This is a genomic window from Nocardia sp. NPDC001965 (genome assembly GCF_053594175.1).
This window is the reverse complement of the sequence record NZ_JBSFDZ010000003.1, coordinates 76,580-103,039: the sequence shown is the minus strand read 5'-3', so window position 1 is coordinate 103,039 and position 26,460 is coordinate 76,580. Positions and strand designations below refer to the sequence as shown.

General features: G+C 68.5%; 14 protein-coding genes. 4 read left to right on the top strand and 10 right to left on the bottom strand.

All coding sequences use genetic code 11. From position 1 onward, the window contains the following. Positions 1 to 278 precede the first annotated feature (278 nt). Entirely contained in the window at positions 279 to 614 is a 336-nt protein-coding gene (locus ACWCPQ_RS06960; RefSeq protein ID WP_449895681.1) for an RNA polymerase-binding protein RbpA, read from the top strand. 82 nt (positions 615 to 696) lie between these two features. Here ACWCPQ_RS06960 and ACWCPQ_RS06955 read toward each other — a convergent pair whose 3' ends face one another. The 5 genes from ACWCPQ_RS06955 to ACWCPQ_RS06935 form a co-directional block, all read right to left on the bottom strand. After that, positions 697 to 1,509, bottom strand: a complete 813-nt coding sequence (locus ACWCPQ_RS06955; protein ID WP_449896223.1) for an ABC transporter permease — start codon at positions 1,507 to 1,509, stop codon at positions 697 to 699. Positions 1,510 to 1,598: 89 nt separating this feature from the next. Continuing rightward, complete coding sequence (locus tag ACWCPQ_RS06950; RefSeq protein ID WP_449895679.1) at positions 1,599 to 2,588, bottom strand: ATP-binding cassette domain-containing protein; 990 nt, start codon at positions 2,586 to 2,588, stop codon at positions 1,599 to 1,601. Then, on the bottom strand, positions 2,585 to 16,129 hold the full coding sequence (locus ACWCPQ_RS06945) for an amino acid adenylation domain-containing protein (RefSeq protein WP_449895678.1): 13,545 nt from the start codon (positions 16,127 to 16,129) through the stop codon (positions 2,585 to 2,587). The genes ACWCPQ_RS06950 and ACWCPQ_RS06945 overlap by 4 nt, the downstream gene beginning before the upstream one ends. Positions 16,130 to 16,505: 376 nt before the next feature. After that, on the bottom strand, positions 16,506 to 18,188 hold the full coding sequence (lnt, locus tag ACWCPQ_RS06940; RefSeq protein WP_449895677.1) for an apolipoprotein N-acyltransferase: 1,683 nt from the start codon (positions 18,186 to 18,188) through the stop codon (positions 16,506 to 16,508). A gap of 29 nt (positions 18,189 to 18,217) precedes the next feature. Continuing rightward, positions 18,218 to 19,816, bottom strand: a complete 1,599-nt coding sequence (locus ACWCPQ_RS06935) for an amidohydrolase (protein ID WP_449895675.1) — start codon at positions 19,814 to 19,816, stop codon at positions 18,218 to 18,220. A gap of 123 nt (positions 19,817 to 19,939) precedes the next feature. On the opposite strand from ACWCPQ_RS06935, the gene ACWCPQ_RS06930 reads away from it, so the two are divergent. Beyond that, complete coding sequence (locus ACWCPQ_RS06930) at positions 19,940 to 20,341, top strand: PPOX class F420-dependent oxidoreductase (protein ID WP_449895673.1); 402 nt, start codon at positions 19,940 to 19,942, stop codon at positions 20,339 to 20,341. 259 nt (positions 20,342 to 20,600) lie between these two features. Here ACWCPQ_RS06930 and ACWCPQ_RS06925 read toward each other — a convergent pair whose 3' ends face one another. Continuing rightward, positions 20,601 to 21,320: a VOC family protein gene (locus ACWCPQ_RS06925; RefSeq protein WP_449895671.1), complete on the bottom strand. Its 720-nt coding sequence runs from the start codon at positions 21,318 to 21,320 to the stop codon at positions 20,601 to 20,603. 104 nt (positions 21,321 to 21,424) lie between these two features. On the opposite strand from ACWCPQ_RS06925, the gene ACWCPQ_RS06920 reads away from it, so the two are divergent. Then, positions 21,425 to 21,979, top strand: coding sequence for a PadR family transcriptional regulator (locus ACWCPQ_RS06920; protein ID WP_449895669.1), 555 nt, complete (start codon positions 21,425 to 21,427; stop codon positions 21,977 to 21,979). A 39-nt stretch (positions 21,980 to 22,018) separates the two neighbouring features. On the opposite strand, the gene ACWCPQ_RS06915 is transcribed toward ACWCPQ_RS06920, so the two are convergent. From ACWCPQ_RS06915 to ACWCPQ_RS06900, 4 genes are all read right to left on the bottom strand, one after another. After that, positions 22,019 to 22,537, bottom strand: a complete 519-nt coding sequence (locus tag ACWCPQ_RS06915; RefSeq protein ID WP_449895667.1) for an FxsA family protein — start codon at positions 22,535 to 22,537, stop codon at positions 22,019 to 22,021. Between the two features lie 86 nt (positions 22,538 to 22,623). Then, entirely contained in the window at positions 22,624 to 23,283 is a 660-nt protein-coding gene (locus ACWCPQ_RS06910; protein ID WP_449895665.1) for a response regulator, read from the bottom strand. 27 nt (positions 23,284 to 23,310) lie between these two features. After that, on the bottom strand, positions 23,311 to 24,480 hold the full coding sequence (locus ACWCPQ_RS06905; protein WP_449895663.1) for a sensor histidine kinase: 1,170 nt from the start codon (positions 24,478 to 24,480) through the stop codon (positions 23,311 to 23,313). A 54-nt stretch (positions 24,481 to 24,534) separates the two neighbouring features. Further along, positions 24,535 to 25,410, bottom strand: a complete 876-nt coding sequence (locus ACWCPQ_RS06900; protein WP_449895661.1) for a hypothetical protein — start codon at positions 25,408 to 25,410, stop codon at positions 24,535 to 24,537. A 241-nt stretch (positions 25,411 to 25,651) separates the two neighbouring features. On the opposite strand from ACWCPQ_RS06900, the gene ACWCPQ_RS06895 reads away from it, so the two are divergent. Next, entirely contained in the window at positions 25,652 to 26,419 is a 768-nt protein-coding gene (locus ACWCPQ_RS06895) for a TSUP family transporter (RefSeq protein ID WP_449895660.1), read from the top strand. The last annotated feature ends 41 nt before the right edge of the window (positions 26,420 to 26,460 follow it).

The window sequence follows — 26,460 nt, the reverse complement described above, 5'->3', positions numbered from 1 at the left end:
CCTGGACCGGCACGAATCCACGATTCGTCGCACAGCGAACGGCCCGCGCATGTGACCCGAACGGTCGGCGGACGACAACGGCCGGCGAAACGCAACCCACGAGGAAGCGGTAGCAGAACGACAGGGGTCAACCCACCGGTTCGCGCCCGGTACGGGTTCCGGTGCCCGCGCAGTGGATACACCACAGGTGTTTCCGCTCCGGATCATCGAAGCCGACGGCCGGGAACTGCGAGCCCGCGCGCGGCAACGCGCCGACAACACAGAGAGGACCTGTACAGATGGCAGATCGCGTACTCCGGGGCAGCCGGCTCGGAGCGGTGAGCTACGAAACCGACCGCGACCATGATCTGGCACCCCGCCGGATCGCCCGGTACCGGACCGACAATGGTGAAGAGTTCGACGTCCCGTTCGCCGACGACGCCGAGATCCCGCCGACCTGGTTGTGCCGAAACGGCCAGGAGGGCGTGCTGATCGAAGGCACCACGCAGGAGGCGAAGAAGGTGAAGCCGCCGCGTACACATTGGGACATGCTGCTGGAGCGGCGGAGCAAAGAGGAACTCGAGGAATTGCTGAAGGAGCGGCTGGAACTGCTCAAGACCCGCCGTCGGGGCTGAGCGTCCGGATAGTTCGCACACAGAACGAAAGGCCGTGCCCGCCGGAGATCCGGCGGGCACGGCCTTTCGTCGTGGCCGGGGCTCAGTGACTGGCCACCCGGCGGTACTGCAGCAACGCCAACGGCATGGCGATCAACAGAATGGCCCCCGAACAGATGACCGCGTATTCGACGCAGTGCACGGCCGGCCAGCCGGTGGCGGGGAGGAACGTCGGCGGCGCGCTGTTGTCGAACAGTTTCCGGCCGGTCGCTGCGACCGCGGTGATCGGATTCCATTCGGCGATGGTGGCCAGCGGGCCCGGCAGGGTCTGAGCCGAGATGAACGCGGACGAGATGAACGACAGCGGGAACAACCAGATCAACCCCGCGCTCTGGGCGACCTCGACGTTCGGGGCGAGGAGGCCGGTGAGCGCACCGACCCACGACATGGCGAACGCGAACAGCAGGATCACCCCGTAGGCGAGTACGGCATCGGCCACACTGCCGTTGATGCTCCAGCCGACGATGTATCCGCACACCGTCATCACCAGCAAGCTGACCATGCTCACCACCAGATCCGAGAGCGTGCGCCCCATCAGCACCGCCAGCCGCGACATGGGCAGCGCACGCATCCGGTCGATGATGCCCTTCTCCAGATCACCGGCGAGTCCGACGGTGGTGAACGCGGCACTGAACGCGACGGTCTGGGCCATGATCCCGGCGATGAGGAACTCCCGGTACTCACCACCACCCAGTGAGGCACCGAAAACGTAGGCGAACAGGAACACGAACATCAGCGGCTGCACCGTGGCCGTGACCAGGAGTGTCGGTACCCGCATGATGGTGAGCAGATTGCGGTGCGCCACGATCGCGCTGTCCCGGAAGAACCGGAATCGGGGTTCGCCGGACTTCGGAATCCGGTGGGAGCCGGTCGCGTGTGACAGTTCCGCCTCCGTCTCATCGGTCGGGCTGGTGGTTTCGGATTCGACCGCGATTTCTGCGGTGCTCACGACATGATCTCCTCGGGTACGTCACTGGTTTCCGGCTCGGCATCCGGCAGCGCCGGCGAGCCGGTGATGGACAGGAAGACGTCGTCGAGGCTGGGCCTGTGTACCCGGGCATCGACGACATTCACATCTGCGTCATCGAGCCGGCGCAGCGCTTGAACCATGGTGCGGGAACCATCGGCCACCACCACCGATACCTCGTCGGCACTCGCCTCGTGCGCGGGTTCACCGATGCCGATCTCGGCGAGGACCCGCAAGGCGGGCGCCGGATCCTGGCCGGGGCTCAGGGTGACGGTGAGCCGGTCACCGCCGATCGAGGATTTGAGTTCGTCCGCGGAACCGCGGGCGATGACCCGGCCCTTGTCGATCACCGTGATCTGATCGGCGAGCCGATCGGCTTCCTCGAGATACTGGGTGGTCAGCAGAACCGTGGTGCCGTCCCGGACGAGTTCGCCGATCACCCGCCACATATCGTTGCGGGCGCGTGGGTCCAGCCCGGTGGTCGGTTCGTCCAGCACCACCACGGGCGGCCGCGCGACCAGGGCACCGGCCAGGTCGAGACGCCGGGTCATGCCGCCGGAGTAGGTTCCGGCCCGGCGGTCCGCGGCGTCCTCGAGCCCGAATTCGCCGAGCAGTTCCCGGGCCCGGACGACGGCGCGCTCACGCGACATCCCGTAGAGTCGCGCGACCATCCGCAGGTTCTCGTAGCCGGTGAGATTGGCGTCCACCGCCGCGTACTGACCGGACAGACCGATGAGTTTGCGTGCCGCGGCCGGGTCGTGCAGGACGTCGACATTCGCGACGTGGACGGATCCGGCGTTGGGCCGCAGCAGGGTGGTGACGATCCGGACGGCGGTGGTCTTACCCGCCCCGTTGGGGCCGAGCAGCCCCATCACCGTGCCTTCGGGAATTTCGAGATCGACCTCGTCCAAAACGCAGACCCGGCCGTAGTTCTTCACCAGACCGGTGATCTGCACCGCGGGCTTCACTGAGCGTTCTCCTTCGTTTCGACATCGGGCTGTGATCGTGCGTGCGCCGCCGGCATCCGGTCACCGAGATGCGCCCGGAGCACCGGACCGATCACTGCCAGTGATTCCGGGGTCGTCATCTCCGCATGGGTGCAGGCGACAGCGTGCGGGCGCACCGTGCCGGTGACGAAGGCCCGCCAGGCTCCGGGTTCGCGGTCCGCGGCGGCGAGGTTCACCGGATCGGTCGCGGCGGCGAAGAACAGCAGGTCACCGTCGAACACCCCCGGACCGAATCCGTTGGCCTGGACCGTGCCGTCGGCATAACCGGCGTACAGGCGTTCCAGATGATCCAAGGTGAGCGCCGCGAACGGTCCCGGCCGGGACCGCAGCAGTTCGGCGGCCTCGGCCAGAGTCGGTTCGGCTCCGTCGGCGACGAGATCGCCGCCGAATTCGCCCAGTATCTCGGCGACGGTGGGGACGGCGTCGGCGGCCAGTTCGTCGGAGAGCCGGTAGCTGTCCAGCATGCCGAGCAGCGCGACCTCCTCGCCGGCCGCCTGCAACCGCACGGCGATCTCGTGGGCGATCAGACCACCCAGCGACCAACCGAGCAGCTGATAGGGCCCGTGCGGTTGCACGGTCCGGATATGGGTGATGTAGTGCTCGGCCGCCTCACCGATGGAACCGAATCCGGGTTTCCCGCTCGCCTGCGGCGCCTGCAAACCGTAGACGGGCTGATCGGCAGGAAGTTCGGCGAGTAGCCCGGCATAGCACCAGGCCAGGCCGATCGCCGGATGCACACAGAACAGCGGAGGCCGGCCGGTGCCGGTGTCCGGGCGCAGCGGCAGCAGTGGCGCGAGCGCCATCGCCATGGCGTCGGCGGCGGTGCCGTCGCCCAGCCGCGCGGCCAGTGCCGCCGGCGTGGATTCGCCGAACAACAGTTGCATCGGCAGTTCGTATCCGGCTTCCCGGGCCCGGGCGACCACCTTCGTGGCGAGCAGCGAATTACCACCCAGTTCGAAGAATCCGTCCCCGGCCCCTACCTGTTCGACCTCGAGCACCTCGGCGAAGATCTCGCACAGCGCGGCCTCCACCGGTCCTTCCGGTGCCCGGTAGCCCTCGGCGGTGGCGAACACCGGCTCGGGCAGTGCGGCCCGGTCGAGTTTGCCCACCGGGGTCAGCGGCAGCCGGTCGATCAGCATGATCGACTGCGGAACCATGTAGTTGGGCACCAGTTCGGACACATGCGCGGTCAGTTCGGCCGCCGTGGTGACCGATCCGACCTTCACATACGACACCAGGGCGGTGGCGCCCGCGGCCGTACGATGCCCGGCGGTATAGGAGAACTCGACCGCCGGATGCCGGCTCAGCGCCGCGTCGATCTCGCCCAGTTCGATCCGGAAACCGCGGATCTTCACCTGATGGTCGGTCCGGCCGACATATTCGATATCGCCGGGACCGCCGTTCGCGGCGGTACGGATACGTACCAGGTCGCCGGTGCGGTACATCCGCTCCCCCGGCTTCCCGTACGGATTGGCCACGAACCGCTGGGCGGTGAGGCCCGGACGGTCGTGGTACCCGCGGGCCAGCGCCCCACCGGCCAGATACAACTCGCCGGTGACGCCCAGCGGCGCCGGGCGCAGCCGGGCGTCGAGCACCATGGCCGCGACCCCGCGGATCGGTTCACCGATCGGGATCGGCCCACCCGGTACCAGCGGCGCCGACATCACGGTGACGATGGTGGTCTCGGTGGGCCCGTAGACATTGTGCAAATTCCGCCCCGGCGCCCAGCGCGCGACGACCTCGGCGGGCAACGCCTCACCACCGACCAGGACATGCCGGAAATCGGTGATGCCCTCCGGATCCACGGTGGCGAGCGCGGCCGTGGTGATGAAGGCGTGCGTGATCCGTTCCGCGATGAGCACTCGGGCCAGGTCCGCGCCGCCGACCACACCCGGCGGGGTGAGCACCAAGGTGGCCGCACCACCGAGCGCGAACAGCAGGTCCAGCATGGCGGCGTCGAAACTGGGGGTCGCGAAATGCAGGATCCGGCTGCCCGGCCGGACATCGAACCGCTGTGCCGTCTCGGCCGCGAAATTGGACAGTCCACGATGGGTGACCACCACACCCTTGGGCGTTCCGGTCGAACCGGAGGTGTAGATCACGTATGCGGGATTGTCCATCCGCAGCGGAGCGATCCGGTCCGCTGCGCCGAGCGGCGCGCTGGATGCCCGCAGCACCTGCTCGCGGATCTCGGCATCATCGAGCGCCAGCCAGCGGACCCCGTCGGGCAGCCGATCACGATATTCGGCCAGCGTGAGCCCCAGCGCGGCGCCGGAATCGGAGAGCATATGGGTGATCCGGGCGGCCGGGTAGCCGGGATCCACCGGTACGAACGCGGCGCCGGTCTTGGTGACCGCCAATACCGTGGCCACCGATTCGACCGTCCGCGGAATACCCAGTGCCACCAGTGTTTCCGGCCCGACTCCGTAGCCGACCAGGACTCGCGCCAGCCGATTGCTCCAGCGATCGAGCGCGTCGTAGGTGACCTCCACTCCCGCCCCCGCCAGCGCCACGGCCTGCCGGTCGGTGTCCACCGCTGCGGCGAAGACCTCGGCCAGGGTGCACGGCTGGTCGGGGTCGGCCCGGCGCAGCGGCGCCAGCGCCGACCATTCCTCGGGTTCCAGCAGTTCCAGATCACCGACGACCACGGCCGGGTCGGCGGCGATCGCGGTGAGCAACCGGATGAGCCGCCGATTGAGCCGGGCCGCGGTCGGTTCGTCGAACAGATCCCCGCTGTAGTTCACGGCCACACTGATTCCGTCCGGCGAGCGGTCGGCGGTCCGGGATTCGGTGAGGGTGAACTGGAGATCGAATTTGGCGATACCCGCGTCGATATCCATCGCCTCGATACTCAGCCCTGGAAGTTCCAGTGCCCGCACCGGTTCGTCGCGGACCGAGAGCATCACCTGGAACAGCGGATGATGGGCCTGCGAACGTACCGGGTTGAGGACCTCGACCAGCCGTTCGAACGGCAGATCCGCGTGACCGAACGCATCGAGGTCGGTATCGCGCACCGTATCGAGCAGTTCGGTGAAGCGAGCATCGTGCGCCACCGGGGTCCGCAGCACCAGCGTGTTGACGAACATGCCGATCATCCGGTCGAGTTCGGGCCGACCGCGTCCGGCGACCGGAGTACCGACGGCGATATCGCCGACGCCGGTCACCCGGTGCAGCAGCACCGCCAGCGCGGCGTGCAGCACCATGAACAGGCTCACATTGTGGCGCGCGGCCAGCTCGCGCAGTTCCCGGTGCACCCCGGCGCCGACCCGCTGTTCCACCGTGCCGCCGCGATAGGACGGCACCGGCGGGCGCGGGCGGTCGGCGGGCACCGCGAGCAGTTCGGGCAATCCCTCCAGCCGGGTGCGCCAATAGTCGAGCTGACGGCGGATCAGCGCGGCCGGATCGGCCTCGTCACCGAGCACCTCCTGTTGCCACAGCGTGTAGTCGACGTACTGGAGTTGCTCGGGATCGGCCCGCGGGTCGGCTCCGAGCCGTATCGCCCGGTAGGCCGCGGCCACATCGGCCGCGAGCGGTTCCAGCGACCAGCCGTCCATCGCGATGTGGTGCACGACGAGCACGAGGATGTGCTCATCCGGTGCCACCACGAAAATCGCTGCTCGCAAGGGTATTTCGGAGGAAAGATCGAATCCGGGAGCGATGAACCGTTCGATGGCGGCGCCGTGATCCGCGCCGCCGGCCACCGGGGCTTCCACCGTCACGGCGGCTTCGGCCGGGTCGAGGACCACCTGGGCCGGCTCACCGTCGATCTCGGGGAACACCGTGCGCAGGGTTTCGTGCTGTTCCTGCAACAGATGCAGGGCCCGGCGCAGTGCCGCGTGGTCGAGCGGACCGCGCAGCCGCAGGACGACCGGAATGTTGTACGCGCCACCGTCCGCACCGCCGTAGCGGTTGAGGAACCACAATCGCTGCTGGGCTGCCGACAACGGGATCCGCGCCGGCCGTTCCCGGCGTACCAGAGCGGCGCCGGTGCCGGCGGATTCCCCGTCGAGGCGGGCCGCGAGTTCGGCGACCGTCGGGGCGGCGAATACCGCGCGCACCGGCAGCCGGACCCCGGTCGCCGCGTCGAGCCGGCCCACCAGCTGGGTGGCCAGCAGCGAGTTGCCGCCGATATCGAAGAAGCTGTCGTCCGCATCGGTGATCACGGTGCCGATCAGTTCGCCCATGATCGCGGCGACCCGGCGTTCGGTATCCGAACCGAGTGCGCGGCCGGATGCGGCCAGGGACAGTGCCCGGGGCTCGGGCAGCGCGGCGATATCCAATTTGCCGACCGGGGTCAGCGGTATCTCGTCGAGCAGGGCGAACGCGGCCGGAACCATATGCCTGGGCAGACGCCGGCTCAGATGATCACGCAGTTCCTCGGGCTCGGGCCGGTTCGCGGGATCGACCGGATGCACATAGGCGACCAGCCGGTCCGAATCGCCGATGTTGCGTACCGCGACATGGGCGAAATGCACCGCCGGATGCGCGGTGAGCGCGCCGGCGATCTCGCCCAGTTCGATCCGGAAACCGCGCATCTTCACCTGGTTGTCACTGCGACCCAGGTATCGCAGTCCGCCGGTGCGGGTCCAACGGACGACGTCGCCGGTGCGGTAGAGCCGGGCACCGGCCGGCCCGTACGGGTCGGCGACGAACCGCGCGGCGGTCAGCCCGAACCGCTCGTGGTAGCCGCGGGCCAGTCCGGGACCGGCCAGATAGAGCTCGCCGGGCACACCCGTGGGTACCGGACGCAACCGTTCGTCGAGTACCAGGGCACGAATTCCGCGGATCAGCTTGCCCAGTTCGGCGGGGCGGTCCACGGCAACCGGGGTCACCGAGACGACCACGGTGGTCTCGGTGGGTCCGTATGCGTTGAACATGCGGCGGCCGGGCGCCCACCGCGCGACCAGTTCCGGGCCCAGATGCTCACCGCCCACCATCAGACCCCGCAGCGCGGGCAGCGGCCAGCGTTCGTGGTCGATGGTGGCGAGCGCGGCCGGCGTGATGAAGGTGTGGGTGACCTCGGCGCGGGTCATGAGCTCGGCCAGTTCGTCACCGCCGTAGACCTCCGGCGGCACGATCACCAAGGCGGCACCGGCGCCGATCGCGAGCAGCAGGTCCAGGACCGCCGCGTCGAAGCTCGGCGACGAGAAGTGCAGGATCCGGGCGGCGGGGTTCACCGCGAGCCGGTCCCGGAACTCGTCGGCGAGATCGGCGAGTGAACCGTGCGTCGCCGTGACACCCTTGGGTTTTCCGGTGGAACCGGAGGTGTAGATGAGATAGGCCGGATCGGCGACCCGGACCGGGCGTATCCGATCCAGATCGGTCACCGGGCCCGCCGTCTCACCGCCGATCTCGCTCCGGCCGGCCGGCGAGTCCAGGAGCATCCATTCGATTCCGGCCCCGCCCGCCGCACGCAACCGCTCGGCGTGGCCGGTCCGGGTGATCCCGACCGAACACCCGGAATCGGCGAGCATATGGGTGACCCGCTCGGCCGGATAGTTCGGGTCCACGGGGACGAACGCGGCACCGGATTTGGCGATGGCGAGCACGGCCGTCACCGAATCCGCCGACCGGGTGAGCCCCAGCGCGACCTTGTCGCCGGTACCCAGGCCGCGCCGGATCAATGCCCGCGCCAGACGGTTCGCGCGACGGTCGAGTTCGGCGTAGGTGAGCACCGTATCGTCCTCGTACAGCGCCGGACGCGGACCGTGGGCGAGCGCGGTCGCACCGAACAGAGCGCCCAGGGTGCGCGGCACTCCGGGAACGGGCCCGTATGCCGGACAGAGCATTTCGCGTTCGGTGGTGGTGCGGGTGTCGATATCACCCACTACGACCGTGGGTCGCGCGGCGATGGCGCCGAGCACCCGGACGAACCGATCCGCCAGGATCTCCACCGTCGCGGCGTCGAACAGCTCATCTGCGTAGACGAATTCGAGTTCACCGTCGCCGATATCACCGGCCCGCAGCTCCAGATCGAATTTCGCGCGGGCGATATCGAGCGCGGCCGCGTTCACCGACAGACCGGGCAGTTCCAGGGTGGGGACCGGGGTGTCCTGCACGGTGAGCGCGACCTGGAACAGCGGGTGGCGGCCGGTGGCGCGGGGATCGTGACCGAGTGCGGCCACCACCTGCTCGAACGGAATATCGGCATGCGCGAGCGCGGCGAGTTCGGTGTCCCGGTCGCTGCGCAGCAGTTCGATGAACGATGCGGCGGGGTCGACCTCCGAACGCAGGACGAGTGTGTTGACGAACATTCCGACCAGCTCGTCGAGCCGGCGATCGGCCCGTCCGGCGACCGGGGTGCCGATGGCGATATCGCGGCCACCGGTGACCGAACGCAACAGCACCGCGAGCGCCGAACGCAGCAGCATGAACGAGCTCATGCCCTGACCACGAGCGACCTCGGCGAGGGCGCGACGCACCGGCTCCGGGACAACGCGGCGCACCGACCCGGCCGTGTGCTCGGGTTCGGTGGGACGGGCCCGGTCGTAGGGCAGCGGCAGTTCGTCGGGCAGACCCGCCAGCTGTTCGCGCCAGTAGCCGAGCTGACGCGCGGCGAGACTGTCCGCGTCGTTCTGATCACCGAGATGTTCACGCTGCCAGAGCCCGAAATCGGCGTACTGCACCGGCAGCGGCGGCCACTGTGGATCCGCACCGGCGAGCCGAGCCTGATAGGCCAGGGCGAGGTCACGGGTCAACGGGGCCAGCGACCAGCCGTCGGCGGCGATATGGTGCACGATCACCCCGAGCCGATACCGGTCGGCGCCGGTGCGCAACAGTGTCGCCCGCAGCGGTGTACCCGCGGTGAGATCGAAACCGGTGGTGGCCGATTCCCGGAGTATCGCCTCGGCGCCGGCCGGATCGGCATCCCGCAATTCCAGCGCGGGCAGTGCCCACGCGGCCGGGAGGATCCGCTGCTGGGCGCCGGCACCGTCATCGGGGAAGACGGTGCGCAGCACTTCGTGCCGTTCGACGATATCGCCGAGTGCCGCCCGCAGCGCCGGCACATCCAGTGTGCCCTCGATATCGAGCACGAAGGCGATGTTGTAGGCACTGGACTCGGGTGCGAACCGGTTCAGGAACCACAGCCGCTGCTGCGGCAGCGACAGCGGCAACCGCTGCGGCCGGGGATCGTAGGCGGTCAGCGGAACCCGCGTGGTGGCCGGTGTGCGCAGCAGCTGTTCGGTCAGCGTGGCGACGGTCGGGGCCTCGAATACGGTGCGTACCGGCAGGTCCACCCCGAACCGCTCGTAGAGCGCGCCCACCAGCCGGGTCGCCAGCAGCGAGTTACCACCCAGATCGAAGAACCCGTCCTCGGCACCGGTGACCTCGCATCCCAGCACCTCGCTGAAGACCTCGGCCACCCGGCGTTCGGCCTCGGTGGCGGGTGCGCGCGAAGTGGCGACCGCGTTCAGGAAGACCGGTTCGGGCAGTGCCCGGCGGTCGAGCTTGCCCGAAGGTGCCGTCGGGAACTCGGGCAGCACGGTGACGGCGTCGGGAACCATATATCCGGGCAACTGCCCGCGCACGGCCGCCCGGACGGCGGCGGGATCCAGCCCGGCGTCGGCGACGATATAGGCGGCCAGCCGCTGCCGGGCGTACGCGTCGGTGTGTACGACGGTCAGGGCGGAGCGCACCCCGGGATGGCCGCGCAGCACATGGTCGATCTCGGACAGTTCGATACGGAAGCCGCGGAGTTTCACCTGATCGTCGGCGCGACCGAGGAACCGGAGCCGGCCGGACCGGTCGGCCACCACCAGATCGCCGGTGCGATACATCCGCTCACCGCGGCGTCCGTACGGATTGGGCACGAAACGCGCCGCCGTCAGGGCATACCGGCCCAGATAGCCGCGGGCCACACCGAGCCCGGAGACATACAGCTCGCCCGGGGTGCCGGGCGGCACCGGCCGCAATCGCGAATCCAGTAGGAACAACCGCATACCGCGCACCGGATGACCCAGCGGGACCGGGCGGCCGGGGCGCATGGGCCCGGATATGGTCGCGGCCACCGTCGCCTCGGACGGACCGTACATATTGTGCATGCGGTACCGGTCGGCCCAGGTCGCCACGAGTTCGGGACTGCACGCCTCACCACCGACCAGGACAGCATGCAGCTGGTCGAGCCCTGCCGGGTCGACCGTGGCGAGGGCGGCGGGCGTGACGAACGCGTGGGTGACGGCCTCGGTGCGCAGCAGCTCGGCCAGTTCCCCACCACCGTAGATATCCGGCGGCGCCACCACCATGGTCGCGCCACAGGCGAAACCGAGCAGCAGTTCGAGGACCGAGGCGTCGAAGCTCGGCGAGGAGAAGTGCAGGGTGCGCGAATCCGGGGTGACGCCGAACAGGTAGCACTGTTCGGCGGCGAACGAGGCCAGTCCACCGTGGGTGACGACCACGGCTTTCGGCGTGCCGGTCGAGCCGGAGGTATAGATCAGGTACGCCGGATGCGTGGCGCGCAGTGGGGCGATCCGATCGGCATCCGTGACGGGCGCCGAGGACACTGCCGCACAGTCCTTCTCGAATTCCGGGGTACCGAAGACCAGCCACGACTCGACGACACCTGGCACCTCGGCCAGCGCGGGAACCTGGTCCGGGCCGGTGACCGCGAGACGGGCGCCCGAATCGGTGAGCATATGGGCGATCCGCTCCGGCGGATAGCCGGGGTCGACCGGTACATAGGCGGCACCGGTCTTGGCGACCGCCCAGACCGCGGTCAACGCGTCCAGACCACGCGGAAATGCCAGCGCGACAACCGTCTCGGGCCCGGCGCCCTGATCGATCAGCAGCCGCGCGACCTGGTTGGCGCGTTCGTCCAGTTCCCGGTACGTGGTGTCGATGCCCCGGTAGCGAACCGCGACCCCGTCGGGGTCGCGGACCGCGGACCGACCGAACAGATCGGCCAGCAGAACCGGAGGTTCGGCGGGACCACCGGCGAGCGGGACGAGATTGCCGCGTTCCCGGCGCTCCAGTACCTCGATATCGCCGACGGGCCGCCGCGGATCACCGACCGCCGCGTCCAGGACCGCGACGAACCGGCGCGCGATCGCACCGACCGTGCGTTCGTCGAAAACATCTGTCGCATAACCGATCTCGGCGTGCAGTTCACCGCCGGAGTTGTCGTCGTGCACTTCGAGCTGGAGATCGAATTTCGCGATGGCACCGTCGAGCGGCAGGATCTCGGTGCGCACCCCGGGTAGCGCCAGTTCCAGTTCACCTGCGTTGTCGTAGGAGAGCATCACCTGGAAAAGCGGATGACGCGCCCCGGAACGTTCCGGGTTCACCACCTCGACCAGCCGCTCGAACGGCACATCGGCATTGGCGAACGCATTGAGATCGGTCTCCCGGACGATATCGAGCATCCGGTCGAAATCGGCACCGGGATCCACCTCGGTGCGCAGGACCAGGGTGTTGACGAACATCCCGACCAATTCGTCGAGCGCCGGATCGGTACGGCCCGCGATAGGGGTGCCGATCACGATATCGGTGCTGCCGCAGATCCGGGCCAGCAGTGTGGCCAGCGCCGCGTGCACCACCATGAACATGCTGGCCCCGCGCGAGGCAGCCAGTTCCGCTGCCGCGCGCCGGGTTCCGGCCGGGATGGTGAACGCGACCCGGCCACCCCCGGTGGAGCGGCGGACCGGTCGGGGCCGGTCCAGCGGGAGATCGAGTTGATCGGGCAGGCCGGCGAGCTCGGCCCGCCAGTGGGCCACCTGCCGACTCAGCGCACTCCCGGGATCGGATTCCTCACCGAGCAGTTCCCGCTGCCACAGCGCGAAATCCGCGTACTGCACCGGCAGGGGCGTCCACTGCGGCGCGCGCCCGGCCGCCCGCGCCTCGACCGCGGCGGTCAGATCCCGGACCAGTGGTGTGACCGACCAGCCGTCACCGCAGATGTGGTGGAGCACCAGCACGAGTACGTGACAGTCCACATCGGTGGCGTACAGGGCCACCCGGACCGGGAACTCGCTGCGCAGATCGAACGGACGGGAAACGAATTCGGTGGCCGGGCCGGTGATGTCGACACCGGACGCGTCGATCACCTCCAGCGCCCGACCGGCCTCGGCGGCCGAATGGATCCGCTGATACGGCCCTTCACCGGAGTCGGGGAAGGTGGTGCGCAGGCTCTCGTGCCGGTCCAGGACGTCCAGCAGACCGGCCCGCAATGCCTCGATATCGAGATTGCCATCGAGCTGTACCGCGAGCGGCATGTTGTAGGCGGCTGCGTGCTCGGCGAAACGGTTGAGGATCCACAGCCGCTGCTGGGCCGGGGACAGCGGAATCCGGTCGGGCCTGGGCATCGGGACCAGCTGCGGCGAGGCGAGGTCCAGTTCGTGTACCGGGAACCGATCGGTCAGCTCGGCGATGGTGCCGGCCTCGAACAGGTCGCGGATGGTCAGCGCGGTGCCCAGTGCGGTGTTTATCCGTGCCACCGCGCGGGCAGCCACCAGCGAATTCCCGCCCAGTTCGAAGAATCCGTCGTCGATACCGACCTCCGCAACGTTCAGGAGTTCGGCGAATATCGTGGCCAGCGCTTCTTCCACTTCGTTGCGCGGCGCGGTGCGGCCGCGCCGGACAGTGGGGCCGGGGGCCGGAAGTGCGGCCCGGTCGATCTTGCCGTTGCTGTTGAGCGGCAGTTCGTCGAGCACGGTCACCGTGGCGGGCACCATATATCCGGGCAGCGAGCGGGCCAGAAAGGCCCGGATCTCCGCCGGGTCGAGGTCGGTGCCACCGCGAACCACCACATAGGCGGCGAGTTGGTCGCCGGCGGAGGCCCGGTGGGCGACGCAGACAGCGCGCGCGATCCGGGTATCGGCCAGCAGGGCGGATTCGATCTCACCGAGCTCGATCCGCAGACCGCGGATCTTGACCTGGAAATCGGTACGCCCCAGATACTCCAGGACGCCGCGGCCGCTGTCGGCGGAGCCCAGCCGCCAGCGGGCCAGATCGCCGGTGCGATACATACGAGCGCCGGGTGTGAACGGATCGGCGACGAACCGTTCGGCGGTCAACGGTGCCTGCCCGAGATAACCGCGGGCCAGTTGCACACCGGACAGGTACAGCTCGCCCACCGCGCCGGGCGCGACCGGGCGCAGGGCCGCATCGAGGACGTAGGTGCGGGTGTTCCACACCGGGGAGCCGATCGGGACCACATCGGTTTCGGCCGGGCAGTGCCAGGAGGTGACATCCACCGCGGCTTCGGTGGGGCCGTACAGGTTGTGCAGTTGCGGGCCCGGTAGCGCGGCGTGGAAATCGCGCACGGTCGCCGGGGGCAGCGCTTCGCCGCTGCAGAACACCCGGCGCAGCGAGACACAGTCGCCGACCTCGGTATCGGTGACGAACACCGACAGCATGGACGGGACGAAATGCGCTGTGGTGATACCCCGCTCACGGATCACCCAGGCCAGGTAGGCCGGATCACGGTGCCCGTCCGGGCGGGCGACGACCAGCCGGGCACCGGTCTGCAACGGCCAGAAGAACTCCCAGACCGAGACGTCGAAGGTGGCCGGGGTCTTCTGTAGTACGGCGTCGGTCGGGTCGAGCGGGTATTCGTGCTGCATCCAGCGCAGCCGGTTCACGATGGCCGCGTGGGTGACACCGACCCCCTTCGGGGCACCGGTGGACCCGGAGGTGAACAGCAGGTAGGCGAGATGGTCACCGCGCAGGGCCGTGGTCCGGTCGGCATCGGTGACCGGTTCCGGGGCGAAGCCGGCGAGGTCGACGGTATCGACCGGGACGAGATCGGCGTTGCCGGGTAGTTCGAGGCCGTCCCGGTCGGCCACCAGGAGCGCGACCGGGCGGGATCTGGCCACGATCTGCTCCAGCCGCGCGACCGGATGCTCCGGGTCCAACGGCAGATAGGCGGCCCCGGTCTTGACCACGGCGTACATCGCGACCACCAGTTCGGCGCTGCGCCGCAGGCACAGTCCGACCACACGTTCCGGTCCGGCTCCCGCCTCGATCAACAGCCTGGCCAACCGGTTCGCGCGTGCGTCCAGTTCGCGGTAGGTCAGCGACGTACCTTCGAATTCCAGCGCCACGGTATCCGGGCTCCGGCGCACCTGCGCGTCGAAAATACCGGCCAGCGTGCCGGGTTCGACCGCGGCCGCCGTATCGTTCCAGGTATGCAACACCTGCCGTTGTTCGGCGTCGGTGAGGACGGGCAGTTCCCGGACAGTGGTGTCCATCTCGGTGGTGAGGAAGCGGTCCAGGAAGTTCAGGAACCTGTGGTGGTGGGTCTGGACCTCGTTCTCGCTGTAGAGCAGCGGGTTGGCCTCGAAATCGAGATGCACCCGGCCGCCGTCACCGTTGTACAGATTGACCGAGAGATCCTCGACCGGCCCGGTCGCCAGGACATGCACCGTCACATCGCATTCGGCGAAGCGCAACGGTTTGCTGAACAACATGATGTTGATCATCGGCCCGAAGAAACCGCGGGTGTCCCGGTCGTAACCGCAGTCGCGGCGGATATCGTCGTGCCGGTATCGCTGATGGCGTAGTGCGCCGGTGATCTGGCGCTCCACCGCTCGTACGACATCCTCGATCGTGGTGTCGGCTTCGAACCGGATCCGCAACGGCACCACATTCGACACCACACCGGCGGAGCGACGCAGTGACACCGTGGTGCGCGCCGACACCGGAAGGCTCAGCACCACATCGTTTTCCCCGGTCATCGCCCGGACATAGCAGGCTGTGGCCGCGGCGAACAGGATTGGATTGGAGGCGCTGCGTTCGGCGGCCGCCGCCTCGACGGCCGCCTCCGTGGTCTCGCTGAGAATCGCGGTGGCCAGCCGACGGCCCGCGTCCGCGGTCGCGGGCGGATTCGCGACCGTGGACAGGCTGACAACCTCCCCTGCGCCGTCCAGGATTTCGCTCCAGTAGACACGGTCGTTGTCGAACCGCTGCGAGTTCCGGTACTCGTTCTCCCCGGCGTACAGCTCGGCCAGCGGTGCGGCCCGGGAAACCGACGGTTCCCGGGACTCGTAGTAGGCGGTGTAGATCTCCGCGGTCCGGATCAGCCCGTTCATCGCCGCATAGCCGTCGATGACGATGTGATGGACCCGCGAGTACCAGATGTAGTCACGGTCGCCGGTGCGCAGCACCGCGTTGAAGACGAGCGGGTCGTGCTCGAAATCGATCGGAGTGCGGGCGTCCTCTTTCATCCAGGCCAGGGCGGCGGCGTGCGGGTCCGGCTCGGACCGCAGATCCAGTCGCGCCCAGCCCGGCCGGGTCGTCGGATCGATCACCTGATGGGGCACCCCGTCGACCTGCACGATGCGCTGCAGCCCGACCTCGGTTTCCACCCCGAAACGCTCGATCGCATACAGCAGCAGGCCCGGATCGAGATCCCCGTGGAACTCCACGTACTCGGCGACGATGAGCGGGATATCGGGCTGGATCCGCTGGGCGTACCACATCGCCGTCTGGGCGGGTGTGAGCGGAAACGGTTCGACCGAAACTCCGGCCGACGAACTGCTATCGACCCCGGTGGCCGACGATCTCATCAATCACTCCGTTCTACAGCTCGACACTCCCCGAACAGCCCACAACCGGCCCGTACCGGCCATGGGGTGTGATTCACGACTGGTTATTCGGAGCATCACGTTGAATGGATTGCAGTCGAAACCGAATGGTTACCTGGAGCCGGAGGAGACATCGGACCACGGTGTCCGAATTCCGGCGCGTCGGTCACGCAGAGACGCGGAAGATCGCTTCACTTCTTGCCCGGCGGGGCCGGGCAATGCCTAGATACTACGCATAAGAGGCCAGCATGTTTACCCTTCGCTACCGAAAAATAAACACTGTGCAAATCGGAAGAACCGCAAGCAGCCCGCGCGGCATCGCTTACCCGCCGGTGGCGACGGGAAACCGATTCGGCGGTCAGCCGCGCACGGGCGCAGTGGAGGCCCCGGCCCGCCTGCGACCAACTCGCCCGGCGATCGAGAGCATCACACCGGCCGCCGTCACGAGCACGGCGACCAACTCCGGCCAGGGCCCCAGCACGGTTGCCGGGGTGTGCGAATCACGTAGCGGCACCTCGGCGACCAGCGCCTCGGGCACGAACAGCGCGCTCTCCTGCCGCACCGATCCGTCCGCGGCGATGATCGCGCTGACCCCCGAGGTGGCGGCCACGACCAGCGAGCGCCCGTGTTCGACCGCCCGCACTCTGGACATCGCAAGTTGCTGGTAAGTCATTTCACTGTCGCCGAAAGTCGCATTGTTCGTCGGGACCGTGAGCAATTGCGCACCCGAGCGCAGGGAATCCCGGAAGGCCCGGTCGAAAGCGACCTCATAACAGGTTGCCACCCCGATTTCCGTACCCGCGGCCCGAATTGTTCCGTCCCCGTGACCCGGCACAAAGTATCCTGCCCTGTCCGCATAGTCCGAAAAGAGACGAAAAAATCCGCGCATCGGCAGGTATTCCCCGAAAGGCTGTACTATTTTTTTGTCGTGACGGTCTCCCGGACCGCTTTCCGCGGTCCAGACCATTACCGAATTGGTGGTGGTCCCGTCCCCGTTGACCAGCACAGCTCCCACCAGGATGGGCGCCGAGACACGGCGGGCGGCCGCCGAGATGAGCGCGGCGGCGTCCGGATTGCGCAACGGGTCGATATCGGAGGAGTTCTCGGGCCACACGACCACATCCGGGGCCGGAAACAGACCGGCCGCCACCTCGTCGGTCAGTTGCTCGGTCCGGCGGACATGATTGTCGAGCACGGCTCGGCGCTGAGCATTGAAATCCAGCCCCAGGCGCGGCACGCTGCCCTGCACAGCGGCCACGGTAATGGTCCGGTCACCGTCCATCGGGTCGGGCAGTGTCGCGCGGAGTCCGAGCCCGGCCGCGGCGAGCAGCACACAACTCGCCGCCGCGGCCGCGGTCGCCACCCGGCCGGCACCGTTAGGCCCGGATCCTGCCCCTGGCGCACCGTCGGTGTCGGTACCGGCACGGCTCCCCGCAACGGTCGCCGCCGTCGCGGGGAAACCGATCTCCCGGAGCAATCCCAGCACCACCGCTGCCCCGCAGGTACCACTGAGCGCCACCGCGAAACTCACCAGCGGTGCACCACCGTAGGCGGCCAGCGGCAGAAACCACCCGTCGGCCTGGCCGAACGCCAGCCGCCCCCACGGAAACCCGCCGAACGGGAAACTCGACCGCCCCCATTCGGCGGCCGACCAGGCCAGCGCCAGCCACAACGGCCATCCGGGCAGCCGGCCCAGCAACCGGCCGAGCACGCCGAACAGACCCACATACACCGCGCACGCGATGGACAGCGCGAGCCACGGCAGCGGGCCCACATATATACCGGTCCACGGCAGCAGCGGTAGGAAGAAACCGAGCCCCGCGAGGAACCCGTACCCGAAACCGGACCGCAGCCCGGTCCCGCTGCGCACGATCAGAGTCAGCAGCGCGATACCGGCGGGCGCGAGAAACCACCACGGCCGCGGTGGGAAACTGCCGAAGAGCAGGGCACCGGCGAGGATCGCGCCCACCCACCGCACCAGCACCGGGTAGCGGGCGAGCCCGCCGATCCACCGAATCGCCGAACTGTCACCCTGTACCACTGCTGCGTCCTGTTCCGTCCGGGCCGAGATCACGCGTTGTAGATGGTGGCGCCGTCGTGCACGGTCCGCAGACAGCGCGGCAGCACGGCATCCGGGGTCAGCGACGGCAGGCCGGGCACCCGCGACCGCGGATCGGTGGACCAGCGCTGTACCGAATCGGCGGACGCGGCGACCACCAACTCGCCGGCCTCCCACACCGCGTACGAGGCGGGCGCTCCAGGTACCAGTGTCCCCGCGACTCCGTCCCGCACGCCGCCCGCCCGCCAGGCACCACGGGTGGCGGCGGCGAAAGCGGCCCGCGGGGAGAGCCCGTGCCCGGGCGTGCGGTGGTGTACCGCCGCGCGGACGGCCGCCCACGGATCGAGGGCCGACACCGGCGCATCCGAACCGATGGCCAGCGATACTCCGGCCGAGGCCATGGCGGCGAACGGGTTCAGCGCGGCGGCTCGGGTGGTGCCGAGGCGTTCGGCGTACATACCGTCGGGACCGCCCCAGGCCAGGTCGAATGCGGGCTGCACACTCGCGATGACCCCCCAGGAGGCGAGCGCCTCGATCTGCGCCGCGTCGAGCAGCTCCGCGTGCTCGACCCGGTGCCCGCGGGCGGCCACGGCCGGACCGCCCAGTTCGGCGACGACCTGCCCGAACCCGGCCACCACTGCATCGAGCGCGCCGTCACCGATCGCGTGGAAACCGGCCTGCACACCCGCTTCGGTGCAGGCCCGCACATGCGCCGCGATATCCGCGGCGTCGAGATAGCCGATACCGGTCCCGGGGTTGTCGGCGTAGGAATCACGCAACCAGGCGGTATGCGAGCCGATCGAACCGTCGACGAACAGATCACCGGCCAGCCCGTGCGCGCCGAGCTCGGCCAGCAGCGTGCGCGCCTCGTCCGCGGTCCGGACCCCCTGCCCCCAGTAGGCCCGCACCTGCACACCGTGCTCGAAGGCGAGCAGCTCACGCAGATCGATCTCGCCTTCTATATCGGGCCCCGCACATTCGTGCACCACCGCCACCCCGTGCGCGGCCGCGGCATCCAGCGCGGTCCGCCGCGCCGTATCCCGCTGTTCCCGGGTGAGCCTGGTCCGGGCCGCGGCCCGGACGAGATGGTGCGCATCGGCCCGGACCGGCTCGCCGGCCACGAACCCGGCAGCCGACCGCAGCCCGGGTACCTCGTCGAGCAACGCCGAGGAGGCCACCGCCGAATGCACATCCACCCGCGCCAGGTAGACCGCTCGACCGGGTCCGGCGGCGGCATCCAGTTCGGCGGCGGTCGGCGGCCGGCCCTCGGGCCAGCGGGTCTCGTCCCAGCCGTCGGCCAGAATCGCGGCGCCGGGGTGCCGGGCGGCGTATCCGGCGACCAGTTCCAGGCAGTGGGTGAGCGAACGCGCCGCCGACAGGTCGAGTCCCGAGAGCTGGAGACCGAGCGCGGTGGTGTGCAGATGGGGCTCCACGAACGCGGGGGTCACGAACGCGCCGTCGAGCTCGACGACCTCTGCGTCCGGATGCAACGCGCGGCCCACATGGTCGGCGCCGAGCCATACGACGACACCGTCTGTCACCGCCATGGCGGTGGCATCGGGCGCACTCGAACTGTAGATCCGGCCTCCGACCAGCAGCTGCGTACTCACGAGGGTCCAGTCTGCCGCACCACCGTGGGCGTCGCGCGGCCCGGTCCCGCCGACGGACGCCCGGCGCCGGGCCGCCGCGGCACCGGATCGCCCACCGGGCGGCGGCGAATTACGCTGCCTTTCATGAACAACACGCTCGGCGCGGTCGGCACGGCCGAATACGTCCTGGTCACCACCTTCCGCAAGGACGGCACCCCGGTACCGACACCGCTGTGGGCGGTGGCCGAGGACGACAAACTCTATATCTGGACCGTCACCGACAGCTGGAAAGTGAAGCGGCTGCGGCGTAACCCGGCGGTGACGCTGCAACCGTGTGATTACAAGGGCACCCCGCGCGGCGAGGTCGTCCACGGCACCGGACGCATTCTCGACGCCGACGGTAGTGCCCGCGTACGCCGCCTGATCCGCCGCAAATACCGGTTCACCGGTCCGCTGGTGGTGCTGGGCAGCACGCTGCGCCGCGGAAAGTCCGGCACCGTCGGAATCGAACTCACCCCGAGCTCCACACCGGCCGCCCCGGAATAACGGCGCCCCGGCTGGCCGGGCACTTCACCGGGTGGGGATCCGGGAAGTGCCCGCGCCGGGCTATTTCACCCTTCGTCGCGGACGCCCGGCACGGCCGAGCACCTGGGCGGGCCGGGGCGATCTGTTGCTGTTCCGCCGCGAAGGGCGCAACATTCACGCAATCGGCAGGCAGGCGCTGCGGATCGCGAATCCGCTCTCCGGCTGCTGTGAACGGACCGGGCAGATGACAACGCTCCCGCCCTCGATACGGCCAGGCGGATCATTCCGCGTGCGGACGCAGCCACTGTTCCAGGTCATCGGCCGCACCGAGTTCGGTGGCCAGTTCCGCCCGCTCCGCCTCGGTCAACCCGAGCGCCGCCAGGTCGGCGCGGCGCTCGGCTGCCCGGTCCGGTTTGCCGAGCGCGATCGCCAGTTCGGCCAGTGCCGCGAAGGCCCGGGCCCGGTCCGTCCGCCCGGCTTCGGCGCCGTGCCGGTGCAGCCCGGCCTCGATCGCTCGCTCCGCGGCCTTGTCGTCGGATTTGAAATCGCGCAGGATCCGGGCGTTGTCGAGCACTTGCGCCAAACCGGACAACGTCGCCGATCCGCCGTATTCCAGGCTCTCCGGTTCACTGCGCTGGATATAGGTCACCCAGTTGCCGTCCGGGTCGATCAGGCTGAAACGGGTCTGGCCGGGACGGAAGCGGGTGATCCGCCCGAGTCCCCGGGCCGGGATCCGGCCGAATCGTTCACGTAGCGCCGCGCTGAAAGTCCGGTGCCGCTGCGCGGCGTCCGCCACCATGACCAGGCAGCCCGTCTGCTCCCGGGGTGGGCTATCGGCGGGCGGGTCGGCGAAATGGAGTTCACAGTCGTGGGCCGAGATCGCGCCGTATATATACGGCCTCGTCTGTTCGTAGGTGACCGTGTATCCCAGCGCCCGGTAGAAGTCGAGCGTGCGGGCCAGATCGTGAGTGGGCAGCACCGGTACCGCGATATCTCCCATGAGAACCCTCCCAATAGTCAATTTTGACTACCAGAGGTTAGATCCCACTACATCAAGAAGTCAAATTTGAGTACCGTACTGTTCCGATGACGGAAGGAGCGACGATGGCAGCGGTTCGGTTGCTGGTTCTCGGAGTGACACGTCGGCAGCAGCCGACCCACGGGTACGCGGTGCGCCGCGAACTGTTGTCCTGGCGCGCCGACACCTGGACCAATGTGCAGCCCGGTTCCATCTACCACGCGGTCAAACAGCTCACCCAGGAAGGAAAACTACGGACACTCGGCACCGAGGACGGCGGCCGTGGCCCGGGCCGGACCCTGTTCGAACTGACCGACACCGGCGAGGCGGAGTTTCTCGAACGGATGGACGAGGCGCTGACCAGCGTGGACATGGAGGAACTCGGCGCCGGAATCGCATTCATGGACGCGCTACCCCGGGCACATGTGATCGCGAAACTACGCGAACAGCGCGAGAACAGTCGTGCCGTCCGCGACGATCTTGTGGCCATGGCCGACGACTATCCGAGCCGCTACGAGCCCCCACACGCCATCGACCTGCTGGATCTGTGGAGCGGCGTCTTCGACAACCTCACCGGCTGGACCGCCGGCGTACTCGCCCGGCTGGAACGGGGCGAATACCGCATGGCCGACGATTCGTAGCCCGGCCGTCGGCCCGTCACCCGTCGACGAACGCCGGGACTAGGCCGGATCGCCCGGATTCCGCTCGGTCGTCGAGGGCGGACGCAGTTCCAGCGCGGTCGCGGATTTCGGGCGGTCGTCGGTGTACCACTCGCTCACCACGACACCGTCGACGATATCGGCGTCGATCACCGTGGGCCGGTACGGCGCCGCCGCGGCGATCTTCGCGACCCGTCGCGCGGCCAGGGCCGCCAGTACCGGCCGGAACACGGCGCGGGTCGGCGGAAGCAGCATCAGCAGGCCGACCACCGAGGTGACCAGGCCGGGTACGAACATGAGCAGGCTGCCCAACCCCACCAGTGCGCCGTCGGCGACCGCGGCGCCGGGGGTGATCTCACCGCGGGAGGCGCGGCGGAACTGTTCACCCACCCGTCGCCACTGGGAACCGAGCAGCAGCATGCCGGCGGCGGAGCTGGCGATGAGCAGCAGAATCGCGGGGAACGCGCCGAGCCAGGCGACGGCGGCGGCAAAAGCGGCGATCTCGACGACGAGGTAGACGAGGAAACCGAGAGCGGGCATGAGCGAACCTTTCGGGTCGGACTACCCGACCAACGAACGAGATGTCCGATTTTCTCCCGGACCGCTGTGAGTCCGGTCCCGAAAGCTCAGCCGCCCGGCCGCACCAGCCCGGTTTCGTAGGCCAGCACCACTGCCTGCACCCGGTCACGCAGGCCGAGTTTCGTCAGCACCCGCCCGACATGTGTCTTGACGGTCGCTTCGGACAGGAACAGTTCACCGGCGATCTCGGCATTGGACCGTCCGGCGGCGATCTGCTCGAGCACCTCACGCTCCCGCGCTGTCAGCACCTCGAGTATCTCCGGATCACGCGACGGCGCGGGCTCCTCGGCGATCAACCGGTCGAGCAGGCGTTTGGTCACCTTGGGCGATACGACGGCGTCACCCGCCGCGACACTGCGGATGGCCGAGATCAGATCCTCGGGTGGCGTGTCCTTGAGAAGAAACCCGCTGGCTCCGGCGCGCAACGCACCCAGGGCGTGTTCGTCGAGGTCGAAAGTGGTCATCACCAGGACCCGGGTCCCGTGATCGGCCTCGAGGATGCGGCCGGTGGCGGTGACTCCGTCCACCACCGGCATCCGGACGTCCATCAGCACCACATCGGGGACGAGTTCTGCGGCGCGGGCCACCGCGGTGGCCCCGTTGTCGGCTTCACCGATCACTTCGATATCGGGGTGGGCGCCGAGCACCATTTTCAGTCCTACGCGCATGAGTTCCTGGTCGTCCACTACGAGCACGGTGATCGGCACGGGATCCAATGTAGCGGCGGGCGCTGCCTATTCCCGATCCGGTGTGGACAGCGGAATACGCGCGTACACCCGCCAGGCTCCGTCGGCCCGGCGCCCGGCCTCGAGGCTGCCGCCGAGCACCGCCATCCGCTCACGCATACCGGCCAGCCCCAGACCGCTGCCCTCGATCCGGTCTTCGGGCCGGACCGGGACCCCGCCGGAATCGGTGACCTCCACTTCGATGTGGTCGGAGTGGCGCCGCACCCGCACCCACGCCTTCGGGTGGGCCCCAGCGTGGCGCAGGGTGTTGGTCAGCGCCTCCTGCACGATGCGGTGCATACCCAGACTGGTTTCGGGTGCGACACCGTCCAGTTCGCCGGCCAGTTCCAGCTCGACCGCCAGGCCGGCGTCGCGCATCAGCTGTACGACCGCCGCGAGCCCGGCCGTACCGTGCTGCGGAACCTCGTCCGGGGCGTGTTCGGTACGCAGCAGGGCGACGGTGCGGCGTAGTTCGCGCAATGCCTCGCGGCCGGTTCCGGCGATGGTGACCAGCGCCTGTTCTGTGGTGCCGGGATCGGTGCGCAGAGCGAATCGCGCGCCGTCGGCCTGGACGATCATCACGCTCACCGCGTGCGCGACCACATCGTGCAGTTCCCGGGCGATCCGGGTGCGCTCCGCCGACACCGCGTCGTGCGCACGCCGTTCCCGGTCGGAGTCGGCGACGGCGAGCCGGGCCGCGACCTCGGCATCATAGGCACGGCGAGCGCCGGTGAATTCGCCCAGCGCCCAGCACAGGGCGAAGAACACGGAGACGAACGCGGCGTCGCCGGCCTTGAACCCGCTCACCAGCGCCATCCCGTACGCGGTATCGGCGACCAGCGCCAGGACGTACCAGAGCCCGGCGCGCCGGCCGACGTAGGCCACCAGTGTGTACAGCATGATCCCGTGACCGAGCAGCGCGCCGTGCACGGTGGGATCGCCCACGATGAAGCCGATTGTGCTGGCACAGAACGACAACGCCATGAACGTCGCTGCCATCGCCCGCGGGTAGATCCGGCGCAGCGCGATCGGCAGCGGGATGAGCACCGAGAACACCAGGAACGCGACGAGATTCGTGCTGTCGCGGGCCACCGCGAGATCGAGCAGCAGCAGCACGACCGCGAGGACGGAATCGGCGACTATGGGGTTGTCTCGGAGCCACAAGCTGAACCGGCGCACCGGACCAGCCTAGAACCACAGCCACACGCCGAATCCTCCGCGAGGGCTCAGAGACTACGACTTGATCATACTGTCCACTTCACTGAAATATTCCGACATCAGCTTGGTCGCCCTACGTGAATCGTAGAACAGATCATCGTATTTGTCGTAATACCATGAGAATCCTTCCGCCCAAGTCTCACCGGGTTTCTCGATCCAGCGATCTATAGCGTCACTCGCCTTCGGGGATCCATTCTCGATTATGTCCCTCAATGCAGGGATATGCACTCGTCGAATATAATTGTCCTTGTCAGCGGACATCCGCGAGAGCAGATGGTCCGTACCGTGCCCGTACTCGTGCAGCACCATGTTCTGCGACCGTGTCGACTGGTTACCGAGCAGCAGCGCCCTGTGGTCGGGGATGTAGACACCGGCGATCTTCCTCTCTACGTCATTGCCTCCCAATCTCATCATTTCGATGAAAGGCCAGTTGTGACGATTCATGAACTGATGACCGAGATCCAATATATCGGAATCCCCCAACCATATTCCCGGATCGTTGTAACCATTGGCTCGGTGGTCGGGGTCACCCATGAAGTCTCTCATCTTGAAATGTAATTCCGCGGGTAGTCTGATGACCAACTCGTTGGCCTGCCACGCAGACACCGCGGAATGATCTGTGTGATACAGGTCCCCGTAGACGTTCTGCAGGAGGCGATCACTCGCGGCCCCATCGGCGGCGGATGTATGGATCGGGTGCCCGATATGGCGCTCGGGCGGCGCCGTGAATCTGTTGGACACGATAGTGCCGTCTCCGGCGACAAACGTATGCGCCGCATCGTCCACTCCACGCGCCGTCGGCCTTATCACTCGTTCACCGGCGAATTCGGCAACCGATTCGCCGGCGTCGAGGAGGCGCCGAGCAATTTGCTGCCACTGAGGCGATGTCACAGGCCGCCCTCCGTTCGCTACGGTCTGCCCCGGAGCCGGCTCGCGGCCGCGCCGCCCTCGGCGCCGATACTCCGAGCATCGACCCGGCAGGACGGCAAATGAACATACACGATTCGTGCTCGGCGCGAACCGTGTACGAAAGCGGTGCAGCGTCCGGCGCTCTCGTCCGACCTACCGTTGAACGTCCGCCCGGCCATATGCTGCCCCGGCCACATTGCACACCGTCTGGTTTGCTGAGCGGGTGGATGTGACCGACTGGCTGATGCTGCTGCCCGCGGCGGCCGCCGCGGGCTGGGTGGATGCCGTGGTGGGCGGCGGCGGCCTGATCGTGCTGCCGACCCTGCTGCTGGTGGCCCCCGGCCTCCCCCCGCAGACAGCGCTGGGCACCAACAAACTGTCGGCGGTCGCGGGAACAGCCGCGGCGGCGGCCACCTTTGCCCGGAAGGTCCCGATCGAGTGGTGGTTGCTGATACCCGCCGCGGTGCTGGCGGCGGGTACTGCAGCCGCGGGAGCGGCCGCGGTATCGCTGATCGACCGGGACCTGTTCATCCCGATCGTGCTCGCGGTGCTGATCGGAGTGGCCGTTTTCGTGACGGCCCGGCCGTCGATCGGGATCACCCTGGCCACCCACCCCCCGTCGCGGCGCAAGGTGGTCCTGGTGGTGGCGCTGGCCGCCGGTCTGATCGGCGCCTACGACGGATTGCTGGGGCCCGGGACCGGGACATTTCTCATCATCACCTTCGCCACCCTGCTGGGCACCGAGTTCGTGCGGGCGGCCGCGATGGCGAAGGTGATCAACTGCGGTTCGAATATCGGGGCGCTGATCTACTTCGGTTCCACCGGTCATGTTTTGTGGGCGCTGGGCGGGGCGATGGCGCTGGCCAATATCGCGGGTGCGGTGGTCGGTTCGCGGATGGCCCTGGACCGGGGCGCGGAGTTCGTCCGCGTAGTGCTGCTGGTGGTCGTGGTGGCCATGGTGATCCGGTTGGGCTGGCAGCAGTTCGGCTGAGCCCGGCGCACCCCCGGAAATCGTCATGGCGGACTAAGTTG

Bases quoted from the DNA above. Each gene is read 5' to 3' on its own strand.
- ACWCPQ_RS06925 (WP_449895671.1), bottom strand. From the start codon at position 21,320: ATGGGAGATATCGCGGTACCGGTGCTGCCCACTCACGATCTGGCCCGC.
- ACWCPQ_RS06915 (WP_449895667.1), bottom strand. From the start codon at position 22,537: ATGCCCGCTCTCGGTTTCCTCGTCTACCTCGTCGTCGAGATCGCCGCT.
- ACWCPQ_RS06930 (WP_449895673.1), top strand. From the start codon at position 19,940: ATGAACAACACGCTCGGCGCGGTCGGCACGGCCGAATACGTCCTGGTC.
- ACWCPQ_RS06920 (WP_449895669.1), top strand. From the start codon at position 21,425: ATGGCAGCGGTTCGGTTGCTGGTTCTCGGAGTGACACGTCGGCAGCAG.
- ACWCPQ_RS06960 (WP_449895681.1), top strand. From the start codon at position 279: ATGGCAGATCGCGTACTCCGGGGCAGCCGGCTCGGAGCGGTGAGCTAC.
- ACWCPQ_RS06945 (WP_449895678.1), bottom strand. From the start codon at position 16,129: ATGAGATCGTCGGCCACCGGGGTCGATAGCAGTTCGTCGGCCGGAGTT.